This window comes from Streptomyces sp. NPDC051133 (assembly GCF_040682635.1).
Classification (GTDB): domain Bacteria; phylum Actinomycetota; class Actinomycetes; order Streptomycetales; family Streptomycetaceae; genus Streptomyces.
Genome location: NZ_JBFBBK010000013.1, coordinates 75,246 through 90,211, shown reverse-complemented (window position 1 = coordinate 90,211; position 14,966 = coordinate 75,246). Strand labels below are relative to the sequence as shown.

General features: G+C 73.2%; 13 protein-coding genes. 8 read left to right on the top strand and 5 right to left on the bottom strand.

Annotated elements, in window-relative coordinates:
• Window positions 1-6 precede the first annotated feature (6 nt).
• The 5 genes from AB0N17_RS15835 (at window position 7) to AB0N17_RS15815 (ending at window position 6,290) form a co-directional block, all read left to right on the top strand.
• The gene (locus AB0N17_RS15835; protein ID WP_366011889.1) at window positions 7-1,083 is read left to right on the top strand and encodes an ABC transporter ATP-binding protein; all 1,077 of its coding nucleotides are present in this window, start codon (window positions 7-9) and stop codon (window positions 1,081-1,083) included.
• A 14-nt stretch (window positions 1,084-1,097) separates the two neighbouring features.
• Window positions 1,098-2,564, top strand: coding sequence for an HAD-IA family hydrolase (locus tag AB0N17_RS15830; protein ID WP_366011888.1), 1,467 nt, complete (start codon window positions 1,098-1,100; stop codon window positions 2,562-2,564).
• A 94-nt stretch (window positions 2,565-2,658) separates the two neighbouring features.
• The gene (locus AB0N17_RS15825) at window positions 2,659-5,484 is read left to right on the top strand and encodes a nitrate- and nitrite sensing domain-containing protein (protein WP_366011887.1); all 2,826 of its coding nucleotides are present in this window, start codon (window positions 2,659-2,661) and stop codon (window positions 5,482-5,484) included.
• Entirely contained in the window at window positions 5,474-5,902 is a 429-nt protein-coding gene (locus tag AB0N17_RS15820; RefSeq protein WP_366011886.1) for a roadblock/LC7 domain-containing protein, read from the top strand. Before AB0N17_RS15825 ends, AB0N17_RS15820 begins: the two co-directional genes overlap by 11 nt.
• 7 nt (window positions 5,903-5,909) lie before the next feature.
• Entirely contained in the window at window positions 5,910-6,290 is a 381-nt protein-coding gene (locus AB0N17_RS15815; protein ID WP_366011885.1) for a DUF742 domain-containing protein, read from the top strand.
• Between the two features lie 18 nt (window positions 6,291-6,308).
• On the opposite strand, the gene AB0N17_RS15810 is transcribed toward AB0N17_RS15815, so the two are convergent.
• A complete protein-coding gene (locus AB0N17_RS15810; protein WP_366011884.1) occupies window positions 6,309-6,860 on the bottom strand; it encodes a Repetin in 552 nt (183 codons plus the stop codon).
• A 305-nt stretch (window positions 6,861-7,165) separates the two neighbouring features.
• Between AB0N17_RS15810 and AB0N17_RS15805 the strand changes: the two genes are divergently transcribed.
• A complete protein-coding gene (locus AB0N17_RS15805; RefSeq protein ID WP_366011883.1) occupies window positions 7,166-7,954 on the top strand; it encodes a carbon-nitrogen hydrolase family protein in 789 nt (262 codons plus the stop codon).
• Window positions 7,955-8,004: 50 nt separating this feature from the next.
• Entirely contained in the window at window positions 8,005-9,702 is a 1,698-nt protein-coding gene (locus tag AB0N17_RS15800) for an NAD(P)/FAD-dependent oxidoreductase (RefSeq protein ID WP_366011882.1), read from the top strand.
• A gap of 40 nt (window positions 9,703-9,742) precedes the next feature.
• Here the strand turns inward: AB0N17_RS15800 and AB0N17_RS15795 are convergent, their stop codons facing one another.
• The 3 genes from AB0N17_RS15795 to AB0N17_RS15785 all read right to left on the bottom strand — a co-directional run bounded on the left by AB0N17_RS15795 (window position 9,743) and on the right by AB0N17_RS15785 (window position 13,036).
• Window positions 9,743-10,672 carry an LLM class F420-dependent oxidoreductase gene (locus tag AB0N17_RS15795; RefSeq protein ID WP_366011881.1) on the bottom strand — a complete coding sequence of 310 codons (930 nt, stop codon included), beginning with the start codon at window positions 10,670-10,672 and terminating at the stop codon, window positions 9,743-9,745.
• A 77-nt stretch (window positions 10,673-10,749) separates the two neighbouring features.
• Window positions 10,750-11,436: a DUF5995 family protein gene (locus AB0N17_RS15790; RefSeq protein WP_366011880.1), complete on the bottom strand. Its 687-nt coding sequence runs from the start codon at window positions 11,434-11,436 to the stop codon at window positions 10,750-10,752.
• Window positions 11,437-11,644: 208 nt separating this feature from the next.
• Window positions 11,645-13,036, bottom strand: a complete 1,392-nt coding sequence (locus AB0N17_RS15785) for a solute carrier family 23 protein (protein ID WP_366011879.1) — start codon at window positions 13,034-13,036, stop codon at window positions 11,645-11,647.
• Between the two features lie 206 nt (window positions 13,037-13,242).
• On the opposite strand from AB0N17_RS15785, the gene AB0N17_RS15780 reads away from it, so the two are divergent.
• Entirely contained in the window at window positions 13,243-13,701 is a 459-nt protein-coding gene (locus AB0N17_RS15780) for a thioesterase family protein (RefSeq protein ID WP_366011878.1), read from the top strand.
• Here AB0N17_RS15780 and AB0N17_RS15775 read toward each other — a convergent pair.
• Window positions 13,661-14,875, bottom strand: a complete 1,215-nt coding sequence (locus tag AB0N17_RS15775) for an MFS transporter (protein WP_366011877.1) — start codon at window positions 14,873-14,875, stop codon at window positions 13,661-13,663. The two genes, AB0N17_RS15780 and AB0N17_RS15775, sit on opposite strands and share 41 nt — an antisense overlap.
• Between the last annotated feature and the right edge of the window lie 91 nt (window positions 14,876-14,966).

Here is a 14,966-nt window from a genome sequence, read left to right as displayed (position 1 = left end):
CACACCATGACCGCCACCACGCTCGAGAAGGCCGCGGCCGAGAAGGCCGCCACCGTCGAATTCCGGGGACTGCGAAGGGAGTTCGGTGCGACCGTCGCCCTCGACGGCCTCGACCTCACCGTCCGCCCGGGGGAGTTCCTGGCCCTGCTCGGCCCGTCCGGCTGCGGCAAGACCACCGCGCTGCGCATGCTCGCCGGCTTCGAACACCCTGACTCCGGCGCGGTGCTGGTGGACGGCGAGGACGTCACACACGTCCCGGCCCACCGCCGCGACGCCGGCATGGTCTTCCAGTCGTACAGCCTCTTCCCGCACCTGAACGCCGTGGACAACGTGGCCTTCGGGCTGCGCATGCGCGGCGTCCGGACGGCCGAACGGCGCTCCCGGGCGGCCGAGTTGCTGGAGCTGGTCGGCCTCGGTGACAAGGGCGAACGGTACCCGCACCAGCTGTCCGGCGGGCAGCAGCAGCGCATCGCGCTGGCCCGCGCCCTCGCCCTGCGCCCCCGTGTGCTGCTGCTGGACGAGCCGCTGTCGGCCCTCGACGCGAAGGTGCGGCTCACCCTGCGCGAGGAGATCCGCCGCCTGCAGCAGGAACTCGGCATCACGACCCTGTTCGTCACCCACGACCAGGAAGAGGCCCTCTCCATCGCCGACCGGGTCGCCGTCATGCGCGCCGGGCGCCTCGAACAGTGCGCCGGGCCCGCCGAGTTGTACGGCCGTCCCGCCACCGCCTTCGTCGCCGAGTTCGTCGGCACGATGAGCCGGATCCCGGGCGCGCTGAAGGACGGCACGGTCGAGGTGCTCGGACAGCGGCTGCCCGCCGAGGGCGAGATGCCGGACGGGGACGTGCACGTGCTGGTACGGCCCGAGGCCGTCCGGGTGCGGGCCGACGAGGAGGGCACCGCCCGGGTCGTCGCCACCGCCTTCCTGGGCGCCGTCGTCCGGGTCACCGTACGGCTCGCCGACGGCACCGAGGTCAAGGCCGACCTGCCCGCCCACGAGGCCGCCGGGCTCGGCGCCGGAGCGGCCGTCGGCGTGTCGCTGCCGGAGCGCCCGGTGCTGGTGGCCGAACGTACCCAGAAGTGAGGAACGACAGAAACGTGATCCCCCACACCCCCACACTCCCGCTGCAGGCCGTCCTGTTCGACATGGACGGCACGCTCGTCGACACCGAGCAGCTGTGGTGGGAGGCGGTCGAGCAGGTCGCCGGGCGCCCGCTGACCGATGCCGACCAGCCCGACGTGCTCGGCCGCCCCGTCGAGCACACCGCCGCCTGGCTCGCCGGAGCCACCGGCAGGGCCGGCGCGGAACTGGCCGCCGAGCTGCACCGCGAGTTCGCCGAGCGCGTCCGCACCGGGATCGTGCCCCGCCCCGGCGCCCTGGACCTGCTGGACGCGCTGGCCGCCGCGGGACTCCCCGCCGCCCTGGTCACCGCGTCCCCCCGCGCGGTCGCCGAGGTCGTCCTCGACGCCCTGGGCGCCCACCGGTTCGCGGCCACCGTCACCGCCGACGACACCGCCCGCACCAAGCCCGCCCCCGACCCCTACCTCGCCGCCTGCCGCGCCCTCGGGGTGGACCCGTCGGCCTGCGTCGCGGTCGAGGACACCGAGACCGGCGTGGCCTCCGCCGAGGCCGCCGGGTGCGCCGTACTCGCGGTGCCGTCGCTCGCCCCGATCGGCGCCGCGCCCGGCCGGATCGTGCGCGACAGCCTGGCCGGGACCACGGTGGAGGAGCTGAGCCGCATGGTCGTGCCCGCCCTGACGGTCATGAGCTGGAACCTGTGGCTGGGCGGCAGCCGGGTCGACGACCACCGGGCCAAGCAGCTCAAGGCGATCCTGGAGAGCGGCGCGGACGTCGTCGGGCTCCAGGAGACCGCGGGCACCGCCACCCAGGAGCTGGCCGAGGCCCTCGGCTGGCACCACCACCGGGCCGGCGAGAACCTCGGCATCCTCAGCCGCCACCCCATCACCGCCCGCCACGGCGACCCGGACGTCGGCTTCTACGGCGCCGCGGGCGTCCGGATCGCCGTGGCCCCCGGCCGCGAGGTCGACGTGTGGACCGCGCACCTGCACTACACGCCGTACGGCCCCTACGAGTCCGCCTTCGACGGGCTGCCGGCGGACCAGCTGATCGCCCATGAGGAGCTGCGGCTCGCGCAGCTGCGGGACGCCCTGCACCACATCGGCGCGGCCTCGTCCGACGGGGTCCCGGTCGTCCTCGTCGGCGACTTCAACTGCCCCTCGCACCTGGACCGGACGGACGTGGAGTGGCCGGTGACGAAGGCGGCCGAGGAGGCGGGCTTCGCCGACTCCTTCCGCGAGGCCCACCCCGACCCCGCTGCCGAGCCCGGACACACCTGGTCGCCGATCCATCCCGTCCACGAGGACGGCAGCGGGCGGCCCGAGCCGCAGGACCGTATCGACTACGTCCTGCACCGGGGCCTGACCGTGCGGAACGCGCGCACCCTGGTCACCGGCACCCCGCGCCCCTGGCCGGACGTGGCGGGCAACGACTGGCCCTCCGACCACGCGGCGGTTGTCACCACCTTCGCGCCGTCACCGAGGTGACCCCGGGTTACCGCAGGTCACCATTGCGGTGCGGGGCGCCCGTCCCGTAGGTTGTGCCGCACTTTCTACTGACTGGTAACTCCGGCAGGTATCCATGCGCTGGCCCCTCGGCCGTCCCACCACCGTCCGCACGCGGATCGTGGCGCTCGCGCTCGCCCCGGCCCTCGCGCTGACGGGTCTGTGGAGCTTCGCCATGTGGTCCGTCACCGGCGAGCTGCGCGCGCTGGTCCGGCTCCAGGGGGTGTACGAGGACTTCGGCACCCCCGTGGACACCGCGATCGGACAGATCCAGATCGAACGCCGGATGTCCGCCGCCTACCTGGGCGCCGGCCTCGACACGACGGCCGCGGGGGAGCTGCTCGGGCAGCAGCGCCGTACCGACCGGGCCGTGGACGCCATGCGGCAGGCGGTCCAGGACGGCGACCGGGACCGGCTCACGGCGCGTCAGCGGCACTCGCTCGACACCGTGGTCGCGGCCACCGGGAAACTGGAGGGGCTGCGCGAGCGGGTGCTGTCCCGGCACGTCACCTGGGACCGCGCCGTGGCCGAGTACAGCGCGCTCGTGGAGCCCGGCTTCGACGTGCAGTCCTCACTGACCGCCCTGCAGGCCGGACAGCTGGCGCGCGAGGCGCAGGTCGTCACCGAACTGGTGCGGGTGCGGGAGTTCGTCTCGCGGGAGGACGCGCTGGTCGCCGGCGCGCGGGCGGCCGGCACCCTGACCGACGGGCAGTACGACACCCTCACCGCGACCGTCGAGGACCGCCGCGTCTTCGAGCGGACGTACGTGCCGGACCTGCCCGCCGACTCCCGGGCCCTGTTCGAGGGGTTCCAGCGCGGGGACCTGTACCGGTCGCTGGCGCGCGGCGAGGACGCGCTGCTGCGGGCCGGGGCCGGCGGGGCCGGCAAGGCCGTCGCCGCCGACACCTGGCGGTCCACCACGGACCGGGCCGTCAAGCGGTACATGCAGCTGTGCACGCGGGCCGCCGAGAACTCCGCAGCGCGCGGACGGGCCTTCGCCTACCACGAGCTCACCAAGGCGGCCGTGGTCGGCGCGGTCGGACTGGCCGCCGCGGCGCTGTCGCTGTGGTTCGCGGTGCGCGGTGCCCGGCGGATCTCGCGCCGCCTGGAGACCCTGCGGGACGCGGCCGACGTCCTGACCGCACGGCAACTGCCGGACGTGGTGCGCCGGCTGAGCGCCGGTGAGGACGTGGACGCGCTGACCGAGGCGCCGCCGCTCGCCGCCGACGAGATCCACGACGACGAGATCGGGCAGGTCGGCCGGTCCTTCAACACCGCACGCCTGGCCGCCGTCGAGGCCGCCGTCACCCAGGCCGGCCTGCGCCGGGGCCTGTTCGCCGTCCTGCTCACCATCGCCCGCCGGAACCAGGCGCTGGTGCACCGGCAGTTGAAGCTCGTGGACACACTGGAGCGGCGCACCGAGGACCCGGACATCCTGCGCGAGCTGTTCCGCATCGACCATCTGACCACGCGCATGCGGCGGCACGCGGAGAGCCTGATCATCCTCTCCGGCGCCGCGCCCGGCCGCCGCTGGCGCCGGCCCGTGCCGGTCGCGGACGTCGTCGCCTCGGCGGTCGGTGAGATCGAGGACTACGCGCGCGTGGTCGTACCGCCGATGCCCGAGCTGGGCGTCGCCGCGGACGCCGTGGCCGACGTGGTCCACCTCGTCGCCGAACTCCTGGAGAACGCCACGGTGTTCTCGCCGCCGCACACACAGGTCACCCTGCGTCCCGGGCGGGTCGGCAGCGGTTTCGTGCTGGAGATCGACGACCGGGGGCTGGGCCTGGACGCCGAGGCGCGCGCCGGGGCCCACCGGACCCTCACCGACCCCGACACCTTCGACCCCACCCGCCACGACCGCCTCGGCCTCTACGTCGTCGGCCGCCTCGCCGCCCGGCACGGCATCGAGGTGAGCCTGCGGGATTCGCCGTACGGCGGCACGACGGCCGTGGTGCGGCTGCCCTCGGCCGTCCTGGCGGAGCCCGAACCGGTGACCGCGGGGGCGGGGTCCCGGGCGGGCCGCGGGGAATCCGTGGGGGCCGAGGCGGAGCCCACGGGGGCCGAGGCGAGGCCCGTGGGGACAGGGGCGAGGCCCGTAGGGGCGGGGGCGGCGGGGCAGGCCGAGCCCGCCGGAGCCACCGCCGTCGTACGGGAGCTGCCGTCCAGGAAGCGGACCGGGCCCCGGCCCGCCGCGGCGCGGGGCTTTTCGTCCAAGGAATCGTCCAAGGAATCGTCCAAGGAGTCGTCCGAGGCCGGGGAGCGGGACGGGCGGTCCGGGGGGCCGTCGACGGCCGGGCCGCGGGCCGAGGCCGTTCGGGAGCTGCCCGTGGAGCCACGGCCCGCCTCCGAGCCCGGTGGCGTCCCCGCGCTGCCGAGCCGGATCCGGCAGGCCTCCCTCGTACCCGAGCTGCGCGAGGACCCAGCGCCCCGGGAGGAGGCCCCGGAGCGCGCGGTGGACGCCGACGAGATGCGGGCCATCTTCGGCGCGTTCCAGCGGGGGCTGGAGCGCGGGCGCCAGGGGATGCCCGTGGCGGGTGACGCCGAGGGCGCGGCGGGCGCCGTGGCAGGTACGGCGGGAGGTACGGCACGCGAGGCGACCACCACCGACGGTCACACTCAGGGCGCTTCCGGCGCTTGCGGCACTTCCGGCTCTCCGGCCGTGCGCGCGGCCGGTGGCGCGGGCGAGCCGGCCGAGGCCGCCGCGAGTGAGGCGACCACCGGCGACGGCACTCGTGAGTCGGCCGCCGCCCGGCGCCACCTGCCCCCCGACCGCACCGGCGCCGCCCCCGGCACGCCCCGCTACACGACAGCCGGCGTCCCGGATCACGCGCCTGCAGCGGACGCCCCGGATCACGCGCCCCCAGCCATCGACGAAGGGACGGACACCGACGATGCACGGTGACGACGACCAGGCACCCGAGAACCCCGCCGCGCCCGGTACCGGTCTCGACTGGCTGCTCGACGACCTCGTGGCGCGTACCGAGCACGTCCGCCAGGCCGTTCTGCTCACCGCCGACGGCCTCCCGCTGAGCAGTTCCGAGGGCATGCGCCGCCGGGACATCGAGCACCTGGCCGCGGTCTGCTCCGGCTTCCACGGGCTCGCCCGCTCGGCGGGGGAGCGGTTCGCCGCGGGCCGGGTGCGGCAGACCATGGTCATGCTGGACGACGCCTACCTCTTCATCACCCCGGCCGGGCACGGCAGCCGGCTCGCCGTGCTGAGCGAGGCCCGGACCGACGTCGGGCAGCTCGCCCACGAGATGGCCCTGCTCGTCCGCCGGCTCGGCCGCCACCTGGACGCGGCCGCCCGCACCACCCCATGATCCCGCCGTGAGCGACGAGCACTGGTACGAGGACGAGACCGGGTCGATGGTGCGCCCCTACACGGTGACCCGGGGCCGCACCCGGCCCGCGGACGGACATGCCATCGACCTGATGTCCCGGGTCACCGCGCTGGAGACCGACGCGCCGGGCCCCGCGGTCGACCACGCCCGTGCCGCGCTGTTCGAGCTGATCCGGCGCGGCCCGCGCCCCGTCGTGGAGCTGGCCGCGGACGCCGACCTGCCGCTGACCGTGGTCCGCGTCCTGCTCGGCGACCTGGCCGAGGCGGGCCTGATCCGCATCGACCCGCCCCGCCGCCTCTCGGCCGCGGGCCCGGCCACCGACCCGGAGCTGCTGCGGGAGATCATGCAGCGGCTGAAGGAGCTGTAGGCCGGTACCGCACCACGCTCACAGCGCCGGGTTCCACGGGACGACCGTGAAGTCACCCGTGCCCTGCTTCACCTTCTCGAAGGGAGCCGACGACACGCACGGCGGCAGGTCGGCGGTGTCCGTGGGGCTGCCGACCCCGGCCCAGCTGTAGCCCAGCCGGTCCTGCCGGCCGAGGTCGTGGACGGTGACACCCACCCGCTTGCCCTTGGCACCCGGCAGGTCCGACGCCGTGATCACACCGGAGACGACGGCCACCTTGCCGCCGGTGACCAGGCAGTCCACCTTCGCCTCGGCCCAGGCGCCGTCGCCGTGCAAGTAGTGGCTGAACCGGAAGGTGCCCGTGGCCTTCCGCGGGTTCCCGGTGTCCCGCGCGGCCAGGTGCGCGTCGAACGAGAAGGTGATGTCGTCCCCGGCCGACCGGTACAGCTTTGCGGTTCCGGTGAGCGAGGCGGCCTCGCGCTGGGGATGATGCATCCCGGCTCCCGAGGCCACCGCCACTCCGGTCGTCCCGGCGGCGATGAGCAGGCCGGTGGCGAAGGAGACGGCAGCGATCTTCGTACGGCGCTTCATGACGGTCCTTTCCGCAGGTCAAGCGCGTGAACTGAACGCTCACCACTCTTCCCGGACCGCACCGTCCGCACATCGCCCCATGGGCGGCACCCCGCCTCCCCCGTGCGGCGGGGAAGCCCACGGACCCCCTACGCCGCGGGGAGGACGGGCACGGCCGCTCGCGGCGTGCAACGAATCGCCGTCCGGCGCCCGCTTCACGCAACGAACCGCGCACCGGCGCGCAACGGCTCCTTCTTGTACGGCCGCGCGCGCCGACCGTACCTTCTAACTGGCCCCCAAAACTCCCATTCCGGTGAGGACCCCGCATGCGCACCGCCCTGCTCCAGAGCTCCGGCCGCCCCGGCTCCGTCGCCGAGAACCTCAAGGTCCTCGACGCGGCCGCGGGACGTGCCGCCGCCGCGGGCGCCGCGCTGCTGGCGGCGCCGGAGATGTTCCTGACCGGGTACGCGATCGGCGACGACATCGCCCGCCTCGCCGAGCCCGCCGACGGCGCCTCCGCCGACGCGCTCGCCGAGATCGCCACCCGGCACGGGCTGGCCCTCGTCTACGGCTACCCGGAGCGGGACGGCGAGACCGTCTACAACTCCGCCCAGCTGATCTCCGCCGACGGCACCCGCCTCGCGAACTACCGCAAGACCCATCTCTTCGGCTGCGCCGAGCGCGACCACTTCACCCCCGGCGAGCAGTCGCTCGTCCAGGCCCGGCTCGGTGGCCTGACCGTCGGCATCATGATCTGCTACGACGTCGAGTTCCCGGAGAACGCCCGCGCCCACGCCCTGGCCGGCACCGACCTGCTCGTCGTGCCGACGGCGAACATGCACCCGTTCCAGTTCGTCGCCGAGGCGATGGTGCCGGTGCGTGCCTGGGAGAACCAGATGTACGTCGCGTACGTCAACCGGGTCGGCGCGGAGGGCGAGTTCGAGTTCTTCGGACTGTCCGCCCTGGCCGGGCCCGACGGGATCGCCCGCAGCCGCGCCGGCCGCGGCGAGGAACTGATCGTCGCCGACGTCGACCCCGCCTTCCTCGCCGCCTCCCGCGAGGCCAACCCGTACCTGAAGGACCGCCGCCCCGGTCTGTACGGGTCCCTCGTCTGAACCCCCCGAGCCTCCCCCCGAACCACCCCCGCGCAAGGAGTCCGTACCCCATGACGTCCACGGTGCCCAACGCCGTCGAGCACACCGACGAGCAGCAGCCGCCGATCACCATGTTCGGCCCGGACTTCCCCTACGCCTACGACGACTTCCTCGCCCACCCCGCGGGCCTCGGTCAGATACCCGCGACCGAGCACGGCACCGAGGTCGCGATCATCGGCGGCGGTCTGTCCGGCGTCGTGGCCGCGTACGAGCTGATGAAGATGGGCCTCAAGCCCGTCGTCTACGAGGCCGACCAGCTCGGCGGCCGGCTGCGCACCGTCGGCTTCGAGGGCTGCGACGAGGAGCTCAACTGCGAGCTGGGCGCGATGCGCTTCCCGCCGTCCTCCACCGCCCTCCAGCACTACATCGACATGGTCGGCCTGGAGACCAGGCCCTTCCCGAACCCGCTGGCCGAGGCCACCCCCTCGACCGTCGTGGACCTCAAGGGCGAGTCGCACTACGCCGAGACCGTCGCCGACCTGCCCCAGGTGTACCGGGACGTCGCCGACGCCTGGAACAAGTGCCTGGAAGAGGGCGCCGACTTCTCCGACATGAACCGCGCCATGCGCGAACGGGACGTCCCGCGCATCCGCGAGATCTGGGCGAAGCTCGTCGACAAGCTCGACAACCAGACCTTCTACGGCTTCCTCTGCGACTCCGAGGCCTTCAAGTCCTTCCGGCACCGCGAGATCTTCGGCCAGGTCGGCTTCGGCACCGGCGGCTGGGACACCGACTTCCCGAACTCCATTCTGGAGATCCTGCGCGTCGTCTACACCGAGGCCGACGACCACCACCGCGGCATCGTCGGCGGCTCCCAGCAGCTGCCGCTGCGCCTGTGGGAGCGCGAGCCGGAGAAGATCGTCCACTGGCCGTACGGCACCTCGCTGAAGTCCCTGCACATGGACGGCGAGCCCAAGCCGGCCGTGACCCGGCTGCACCGCACCGCGGGCAACCAGATCACCGTGACCGACGCGAACGGCGACATCCGCACCTACAAGGCGGCCGTCTTCACCGCCCAGTCCTGGATGCTGCTGTCCAAGATCGCCTGCGACGACTCGCTGTTCCCGATCGACCACTGGACGGCGATCGAGCGCACCCACTACATGGAGTCCTCGAAGCTGTTCGTTCCCGTCGACCGGCCGTTCTGGCTGGACAAGGACGAGGAGACCGGCCGGGACGTCATGTCGATGACGCTCACCGACCGCATGACCCGCGGCACCTACCTGCTGGACGACGGCCCGGACAAGCCCGCCGTGATCTGCCTGTCCTACACCTGGTGCGACGACAGCCTGAAGTGGCTCCCGCTGTCCGCGAACGAGCGGATGGAGGTCATGCTGAAGTCGCTCGGCGAGATCTACCCGAAGGTCGACATCAGGAAGCACATCATCGGCAACCCGGTGACGGTGTCCTGGGAGAACGAGCCCTACTTCATGGGCGCGTTCAAGGCCAACCTGCCGGGCCACTACCGCTACCAGCGGCGCCTGTTCACGCACTTCATGCAGGACCGGCTGCCCGAGGACAAGCGCGGCATCTTCCTCGCCGGCGACGACATCTCCTGGACGGCCGGCTGGGCCGAGGGCGCGATCCAGACCGCGCTGAACGCGGTCTGGGGCGTCATGCACCACCTCGGCGGCGGGACCGACACGACGAACCCCGGCCCGGGTGACGTCTACGACGAGATCGCCCCCGTGGAGCTGCCCGAGGACTGACCGGGAGAGCGAGCAAGGACCAAGGCGTGGGCGGCCGGCCTCAGACTCCGGCCGCCCGCGCCTTTTCCAAAACCTCCGCGGCGACGTCCTTCAGCTCCTGGGCGTCCCGCGCGGTGCCCTGGAGGTCGATGAGGATCTCGTCCAGCCCGATCGCCGCGTGCTCCGCCAGGTCCTCGACGATCTGGTCGACGCTGCCCTGGAAGGGACGGCGGTCCGCGCCCTCGTACGCCTTGGGCAGGCGGACGGTGTTCACCCGCAGGACCGTCCGGATCGGCTCCGTGCGCCCCCGCTCCTCGGCCAGGTCCCGCAGCTGCCGCCACTGGGCGGCGATCTGCTCGGCCCCCATGCCCACCGGCAGCCATCCGTCGGCGTGGTCCACCAGACGGCGCCACGCCCGCCGGTTGCCCGCGGCGAGCAGGATCGGGATCGGCCGGGCCGGCTTGGGGCCGACCACCGCGGACGCGATCTTCGTCAGCCGGCCGTCGTGGACCACCGGATCAGGCCCCCACACCGCCCGGCACACCGCGATGATCTCGTCCAGCACGGCGCCCCGCTCCTCGATCGGACCGACGCCCGAGGCCGCGTACTCGTCGGTCGACCAGCCGGTGCCGAGGCCCGCGATCACCCGGCCGCCGCTCGCCGCGTCCAGCGAGGCCAGGGACTTGGCGAGCTGGAACGGCAGGTGCAGCGGCGCCACCAGGACGCTGGAGCCCAGCTCCGCCCGCTCGGTGGCCGCGGCGGCCAGGGTGAGGGTGACCAGCGGGTCCGCCACGCTGCGGTACTGGTCGGGCCAGGGCAGGCCCTCGATGCCGTACAGCCCCTGAGTGGCCGGCTCGGGGAACAGCGCTCTCTCGAAGACCCACAGGCTGTCGTATCCGACCGCCTCGGCGGCGCGGGCCACATCGGGTACGTCCGTGCCGATGGAGTACTGCCGCATCTGGGGAAGGCCGAGACCGAGCCGGGTCGTCATACCGCCACCACTCCTCCGCGATCGGGTGTCATCCCGTCAACGCCTCCTGGGGTCGCGGAAGTTCCGGGGCGTCCCGATCAGTCCGTGAGCGGAGTGAGCAGCATCCGCCCCGCGAACCCCACCGCCGTGTCCAGCCGCCCGGTGAACTCCTCGGCCATGTCGCTCCAGTGGCGCAGGGTCCACAGGGTCCGCGCGGCCACCCACGCGGCGTCGCGCGCCCGTTCCAGACTCCAGGAGCCCAGCAGATGGGTGAGGGGGTCGGCGATCTGGAGCAGGTCGGGGCCCGGCATCAGATCCTCGCGGATGCGCTCCTCCAGCGAGACGAGCAGGTCGCCCACGCGGTCGAACTCGTCCTCCAGCTCGGGGGGTTCGCAGCCGAGCGCACGGCAGGCGTCGACCACGGCGAGTGCCAGGTCGTGCCCGATGTGCGCGTTGATGCCCGCCAGCGCGAACTGCAGTGGCCGCACCCCGGGATGGCGGCGGAACTGGAACAGGGGGCGCCAGCACGCGGGTGGCCTGCGGTCCGAGGCCGCCGCGTCGACCGCCGCCAGATACCGCTCGGCGAACCGCACGTCCAGCGCCGTCGCCGCCCGTGGATCCGGGAAGTCCCCGCTCCCCAGGCGCCGGTCGATGTCCTCGGTGACGGTGAGGTAGACGCGGTTGAACACGGCGACACCGTCCCGCTCGGGCAGCGTCGCGGCCAGGGTCCGCATCCGGGAGACGACCGTGTCGACAGAAGGGGCGAGGTGTTCCAACCGCGTCATGGAGGAAGGGTGCCAGCCCCGGACCGGCCGGCGTACCGACCGGCCCGGCGCTTCCCCGGAACGGGGGAACGCCGGGGGAGGGGGCAGGAGGGACAGGCCGAGGCCGGCCATCGGCGAGGCGCGCGTCGACGTCTGTCCGTGGGGCACGCTGCCGGGGGAGTCGCGCCGGCGGCACGGCCGCCGCCGGCAGGTTCGGCCCGTCCTGCGGCTACGGCGTGGCGCGCTCGTCCGGCTCGTCGTAGGAGCTGGTGCCCTCGTCCAGGAGCGGCTCCTGCTTCTTCAAGTGGGCCGGGGCGAAGGCGCGCAGCGCGTGGTAGCCGGTGATGACGACCAGGGTGCCGAGGGCGATGCCGCTGAGCGAGAAGGTGCTGGTGAACTTCATGCTGACGTTGCCGACGCCGATGATGATGCCCGCGGCGGCCGGCACCAGGTTCAGCGGGTTGCGCAGATCGACCTTGGCGTTGAGCCAGATCTGGGCGCCGAGCAGGCCGATCATGCCGTAGAGGATCACGGTGATGCCGCCGAGGACCCCGCCCGGGATCGCGGCGACGACCGCGCCGAACTTCGGGCAGACGCCGAAGAGCAGGGCGAAGCCGGCGGCGGCCCAGTAGGCGGCGGTCGAGTAGACGCGGGTCGCGGCCATCACGCCGATGTTCTCGGAGTAGGTGGTGTTCGGCGGGCCGCCCACCGCGGTCGACAGCATCGAGGCGACGCCGTCCGCCGAGATCGCCGTCCCCAGCTTGTCGTCCAGCGGGTCGCCGGTCATCTCGCCGACCGCCTTGACGTGTCCCGCGTTCTCCGCGACCAGGGCGATGACGACGGGCAGCGCCACCAGGACCGCCGACCACTGGAAGGCCGGCCCGTGGAAGTGCGGCAGGCCGATCCAGTCGGCCTTGGAGACACCGGAGAGGTCGAGGCGCCAGTGGTCGGTGACCTTGCCGCTCGGGCTCATGGAGTGGATCTTGCCGAAGATCCGGTCGAAGGCCCAGGAGATGCCGTACCCGAAGACCAGCCCGAGGAAGATCGCGATACGCGACCAGAAGCCGCGCAGACACACCACGGCCAGCCCGGTGAACAGCATGACGAGCAGGGCCGTCCACTGGTCCTGCGGCCAGTAGGTGGACGCGGTCACCGGGGCGAGGTTGAAGCCGATCAGCATGACGACCGCGCCGGTGACGATCGGCGGCATGGCCGCGTGGATGATCCGCGCCCCGAACCGCTGCACGGCGAGGCCCACGAGGAAGAGCACGGCGCCGACCACGAGGACCGCACCGGTCACCGTGGCGCTGGTCCCGCCCTGGGCGCGGATGACGGCGGCCACCCCCACGAACGACAGGGAGCAGCCGAGGTAGCTCGGCACCCGGCCGCGGGTGGCGAGCAGGAAGATCACGGTCGCCACGCCCGACATCATGATCGCCAGGTTCGGGTCGAGGCCCATCAGAACGGGTGCCACGAACGAGGCGCCGAACATGGCGACCACGTGCTGGGCGCCGAGCCCGATCGTGCGGGGCCAGGAGAGCCGTTCGTCCGGCCGTACCACCGCTCCGGGCGCGGGGGTGCGCCCGTCACCGTGCAGTTTCCAGCGCACGCCGAGGTCCATGGTGGGGGTTTCGCTTTCTTACGTACGTGAAGGGTTCCGGACCATTGTCAGGGGTAGCCCGCGGCTCTACGCTCACACGGTCCTCTTTCTGAACGTGATTCATGTAGATGAACAGCCATGAAGGCCAGGGCGGGGCCTGGGCAGGGGCTGCTGAGCGGTCGCTTAGGATGAATCGTCAACAACAGCGATGCTCAGGAGCCCCGCCCGTGACCGCCGAAGCCCCGATCGCCCCCGCCCTCTCCCATGGCCGGCTGGTCCCCGTCACCGTCCACTTCGACGACCTCGACGCGCTCGGACTCCTGCACAATGCCCGCTATCCGCTGATGGTCGAGCGCGCCTGGACCGAGCTGTGGAGCGAGCACGGCGTGCGCTTCGACGGCGACTGGGAGGCCGCGGGCGACGCCTGCAACGCGGTCCGCGAGCTGCGCATCGGCTACGAGGCACCGGTGACCCGCCCAGGCACCTACGCCGTCCACCTCTGGCTGGAACGGCTCGGCACCACCGGCCTCACCTACGGCTTCCGCTTCTGCTCGGCCGACGGCACGCAGACCTACGCACGGGGCACCCGGGTGCTGGTCCGGCTGGACGCGGCGACCCTGCGGCCGGCGCCCTGGAGCGACGCCTTCAGGGCCGCGGGCCGGGAACTGCTGCGGCCCGCTGACTGACCTCGCCCCGGCTCGGGCGCTCGGCGCTGCGCAGCACGCCCGCGCACACCGCGAGCCCGCAGGCCAGCGCCGTCACCACGCAGAACGACACCACCAGACTGGTCGCCTGGGCCACTCCGCCGATCAGGCTCGGCGCGATCAGCCCCGAGGTGTAGGTGATGGTCGCCACGCCCGCGATGGCCTGGCTCGGATTCGGGCCCGCGTGTCCGGCCGCCGCGAAGCACAGCGGCACGACCACCGCGATGCCGAGCCCCATGAGCGCGAACCCGGTCATCGCCACCGCCGGATGCCCCGCCACGACGATCAGCAGACCGCCCAGCACGGCCAGCACCCCGCCGGCACGCACCGTGCGCACCGCCCCGAACCGGTTCACCACCGCGTCCCCGGCGATCCGGGCCACCGCCATGGTCAGCATGAAGCCGGTCGTCGAGGCCGCCGCCAGCGCGGCCGAGCCGTCCAGGCGGTCCCGCAGGAACACCGCCGACCAGTCGAGGCTCGCACCCTCCGCGAACACCGCGCAGAAGCCGACCGCGCCGATCAGCAGGGCCGAGCGGGGCGGCAGTGCGAACCGCGGGGGCGGCTCCTCGTCGTCGGCCGGCTGCACGTCCGGCACCCAGCCGCAGGCCAGCACGCCGAGCACGGTCAGGACGGCCGAGGCGAGCAGGAAGTGCAGGCGGGCGTCCGCTCCCAGGTGCGCGGCGAGCGTGCCGGCCGCCGAGCCGGTCAGGGCGCCCGTGCTCCACATCCCGTGCAGCCCCGACATGATCGACTTGCCGAGCAGCCGCTCGACCTCGACGCCGAGCGCGTTCATCGCGACATCGGCCATGCCCGCGCTCGCGCCGTAGGTGAACATCGCCAGACACAGCGTGTACAGGTTCGGCGCGAGGGACGGCAGGACGAGGGACAGCGTCCACAGGGCGATCAGCCCGCGCAGTGCCGTACGGCTGCCGAAGGTGTGGCTGATCCGGCCCGCCAGCGGCATCGAGCACGAGGCCCCGAAGGCCGTGAACGCCAGCGCGAATCCCAGCTGGCCCGTGCTGAGCGAGGCGTGGTCCTGGATCCAGGGCACGCGGGTGGCGAAGGTGCCGGTCACGGCGCCGTGCACGGCGAACACGGCCGCCACGGCGTATCGGGCGCGCCTGACCTCGTCACGTGCGCGTCCCACGTCACCCATGTTCCAGTCCCTCCCCGGAAGTTCCCCGCCACGGCCGCGCTGCACCGCCGTAAACTATCAGGGACCCTGCCTGATAGAAAGGGAGTATTAC

Excerpts from the sequence above, each read along its gene's own strand:
- AB0N17_RS15835 (WP_366011889.1), top strand. The coding sequence starts at position 7 with ATGACCGCCACCACGCTCGAGAAGGCCGCGGCCGAGAAGGCCGCCACC.
- AB0N17_RS15825 (WP_366011887.1), top strand. The coding sequence starts at position 2,659 with ATGCGCTGGCCCCTCGGCCGTCCCACCACCGTCCGCACGCGGATCGTG.
- AB0N17_RS15820 (WP_366011886.1), top strand. The coding sequence starts at position 5,474 with ATGCACGGTGACGACGACCAGGCACCCGAGAACCCCGCCGCGCCCGGT.
- AB0N17_RS15810 (WP_366011884.1), bottom strand. The coding sequence starts at position 6,860 with ATGAAGCGCCGTACGAAGATCGCTGCCGTCTCCTTCGCCACCGGCCTG.
- AB0N17_RS15805 (WP_366011883.1), top strand. The coding sequence starts at position 7,166 with ATGCGCACCGCCCTGCTCCAGAGCTCCGGCCGCCCCGGCTCCGTCGCC.
- AB0N17_RS15800 (WP_366011882.1), top strand. The coding sequence starts at position 8,005 with ATGACGTCCACGGTGCCCAACGCCGTCGAGCACACCGACGAGCAGCAG.
- AB0N17_RS15795 (WP_366011881.1), bottom strand. The coding sequence starts at position 10,672 with ATGACGACCCGGCTCGGTCTCGGCCTTCCCCAGATGCGGCAGTACTCC.
- AB0N17_RS15790 (WP_366011880.1), bottom strand. The coding sequence starts at position 11,436 with ATGACGCGGTTGGAACACCTCGCCCCTTCTGTCGACACGGTCGTCTCC.
- AB0N17_RS15785 (WP_366011879.1), bottom strand. The coding sequence starts at position 13,036 with ATGGACCTCGGCGTGCGCTGGAAACTGCACGGTGACGGGCGCACCCCC.
- AB0N17_RS15775 (WP_366011877.1), bottom strand. The coding sequence starts at position 14,875 with ATGGGTGACGTGGGACGCGCACGTGACGAGGTCAGGCGCGCCCGATAC.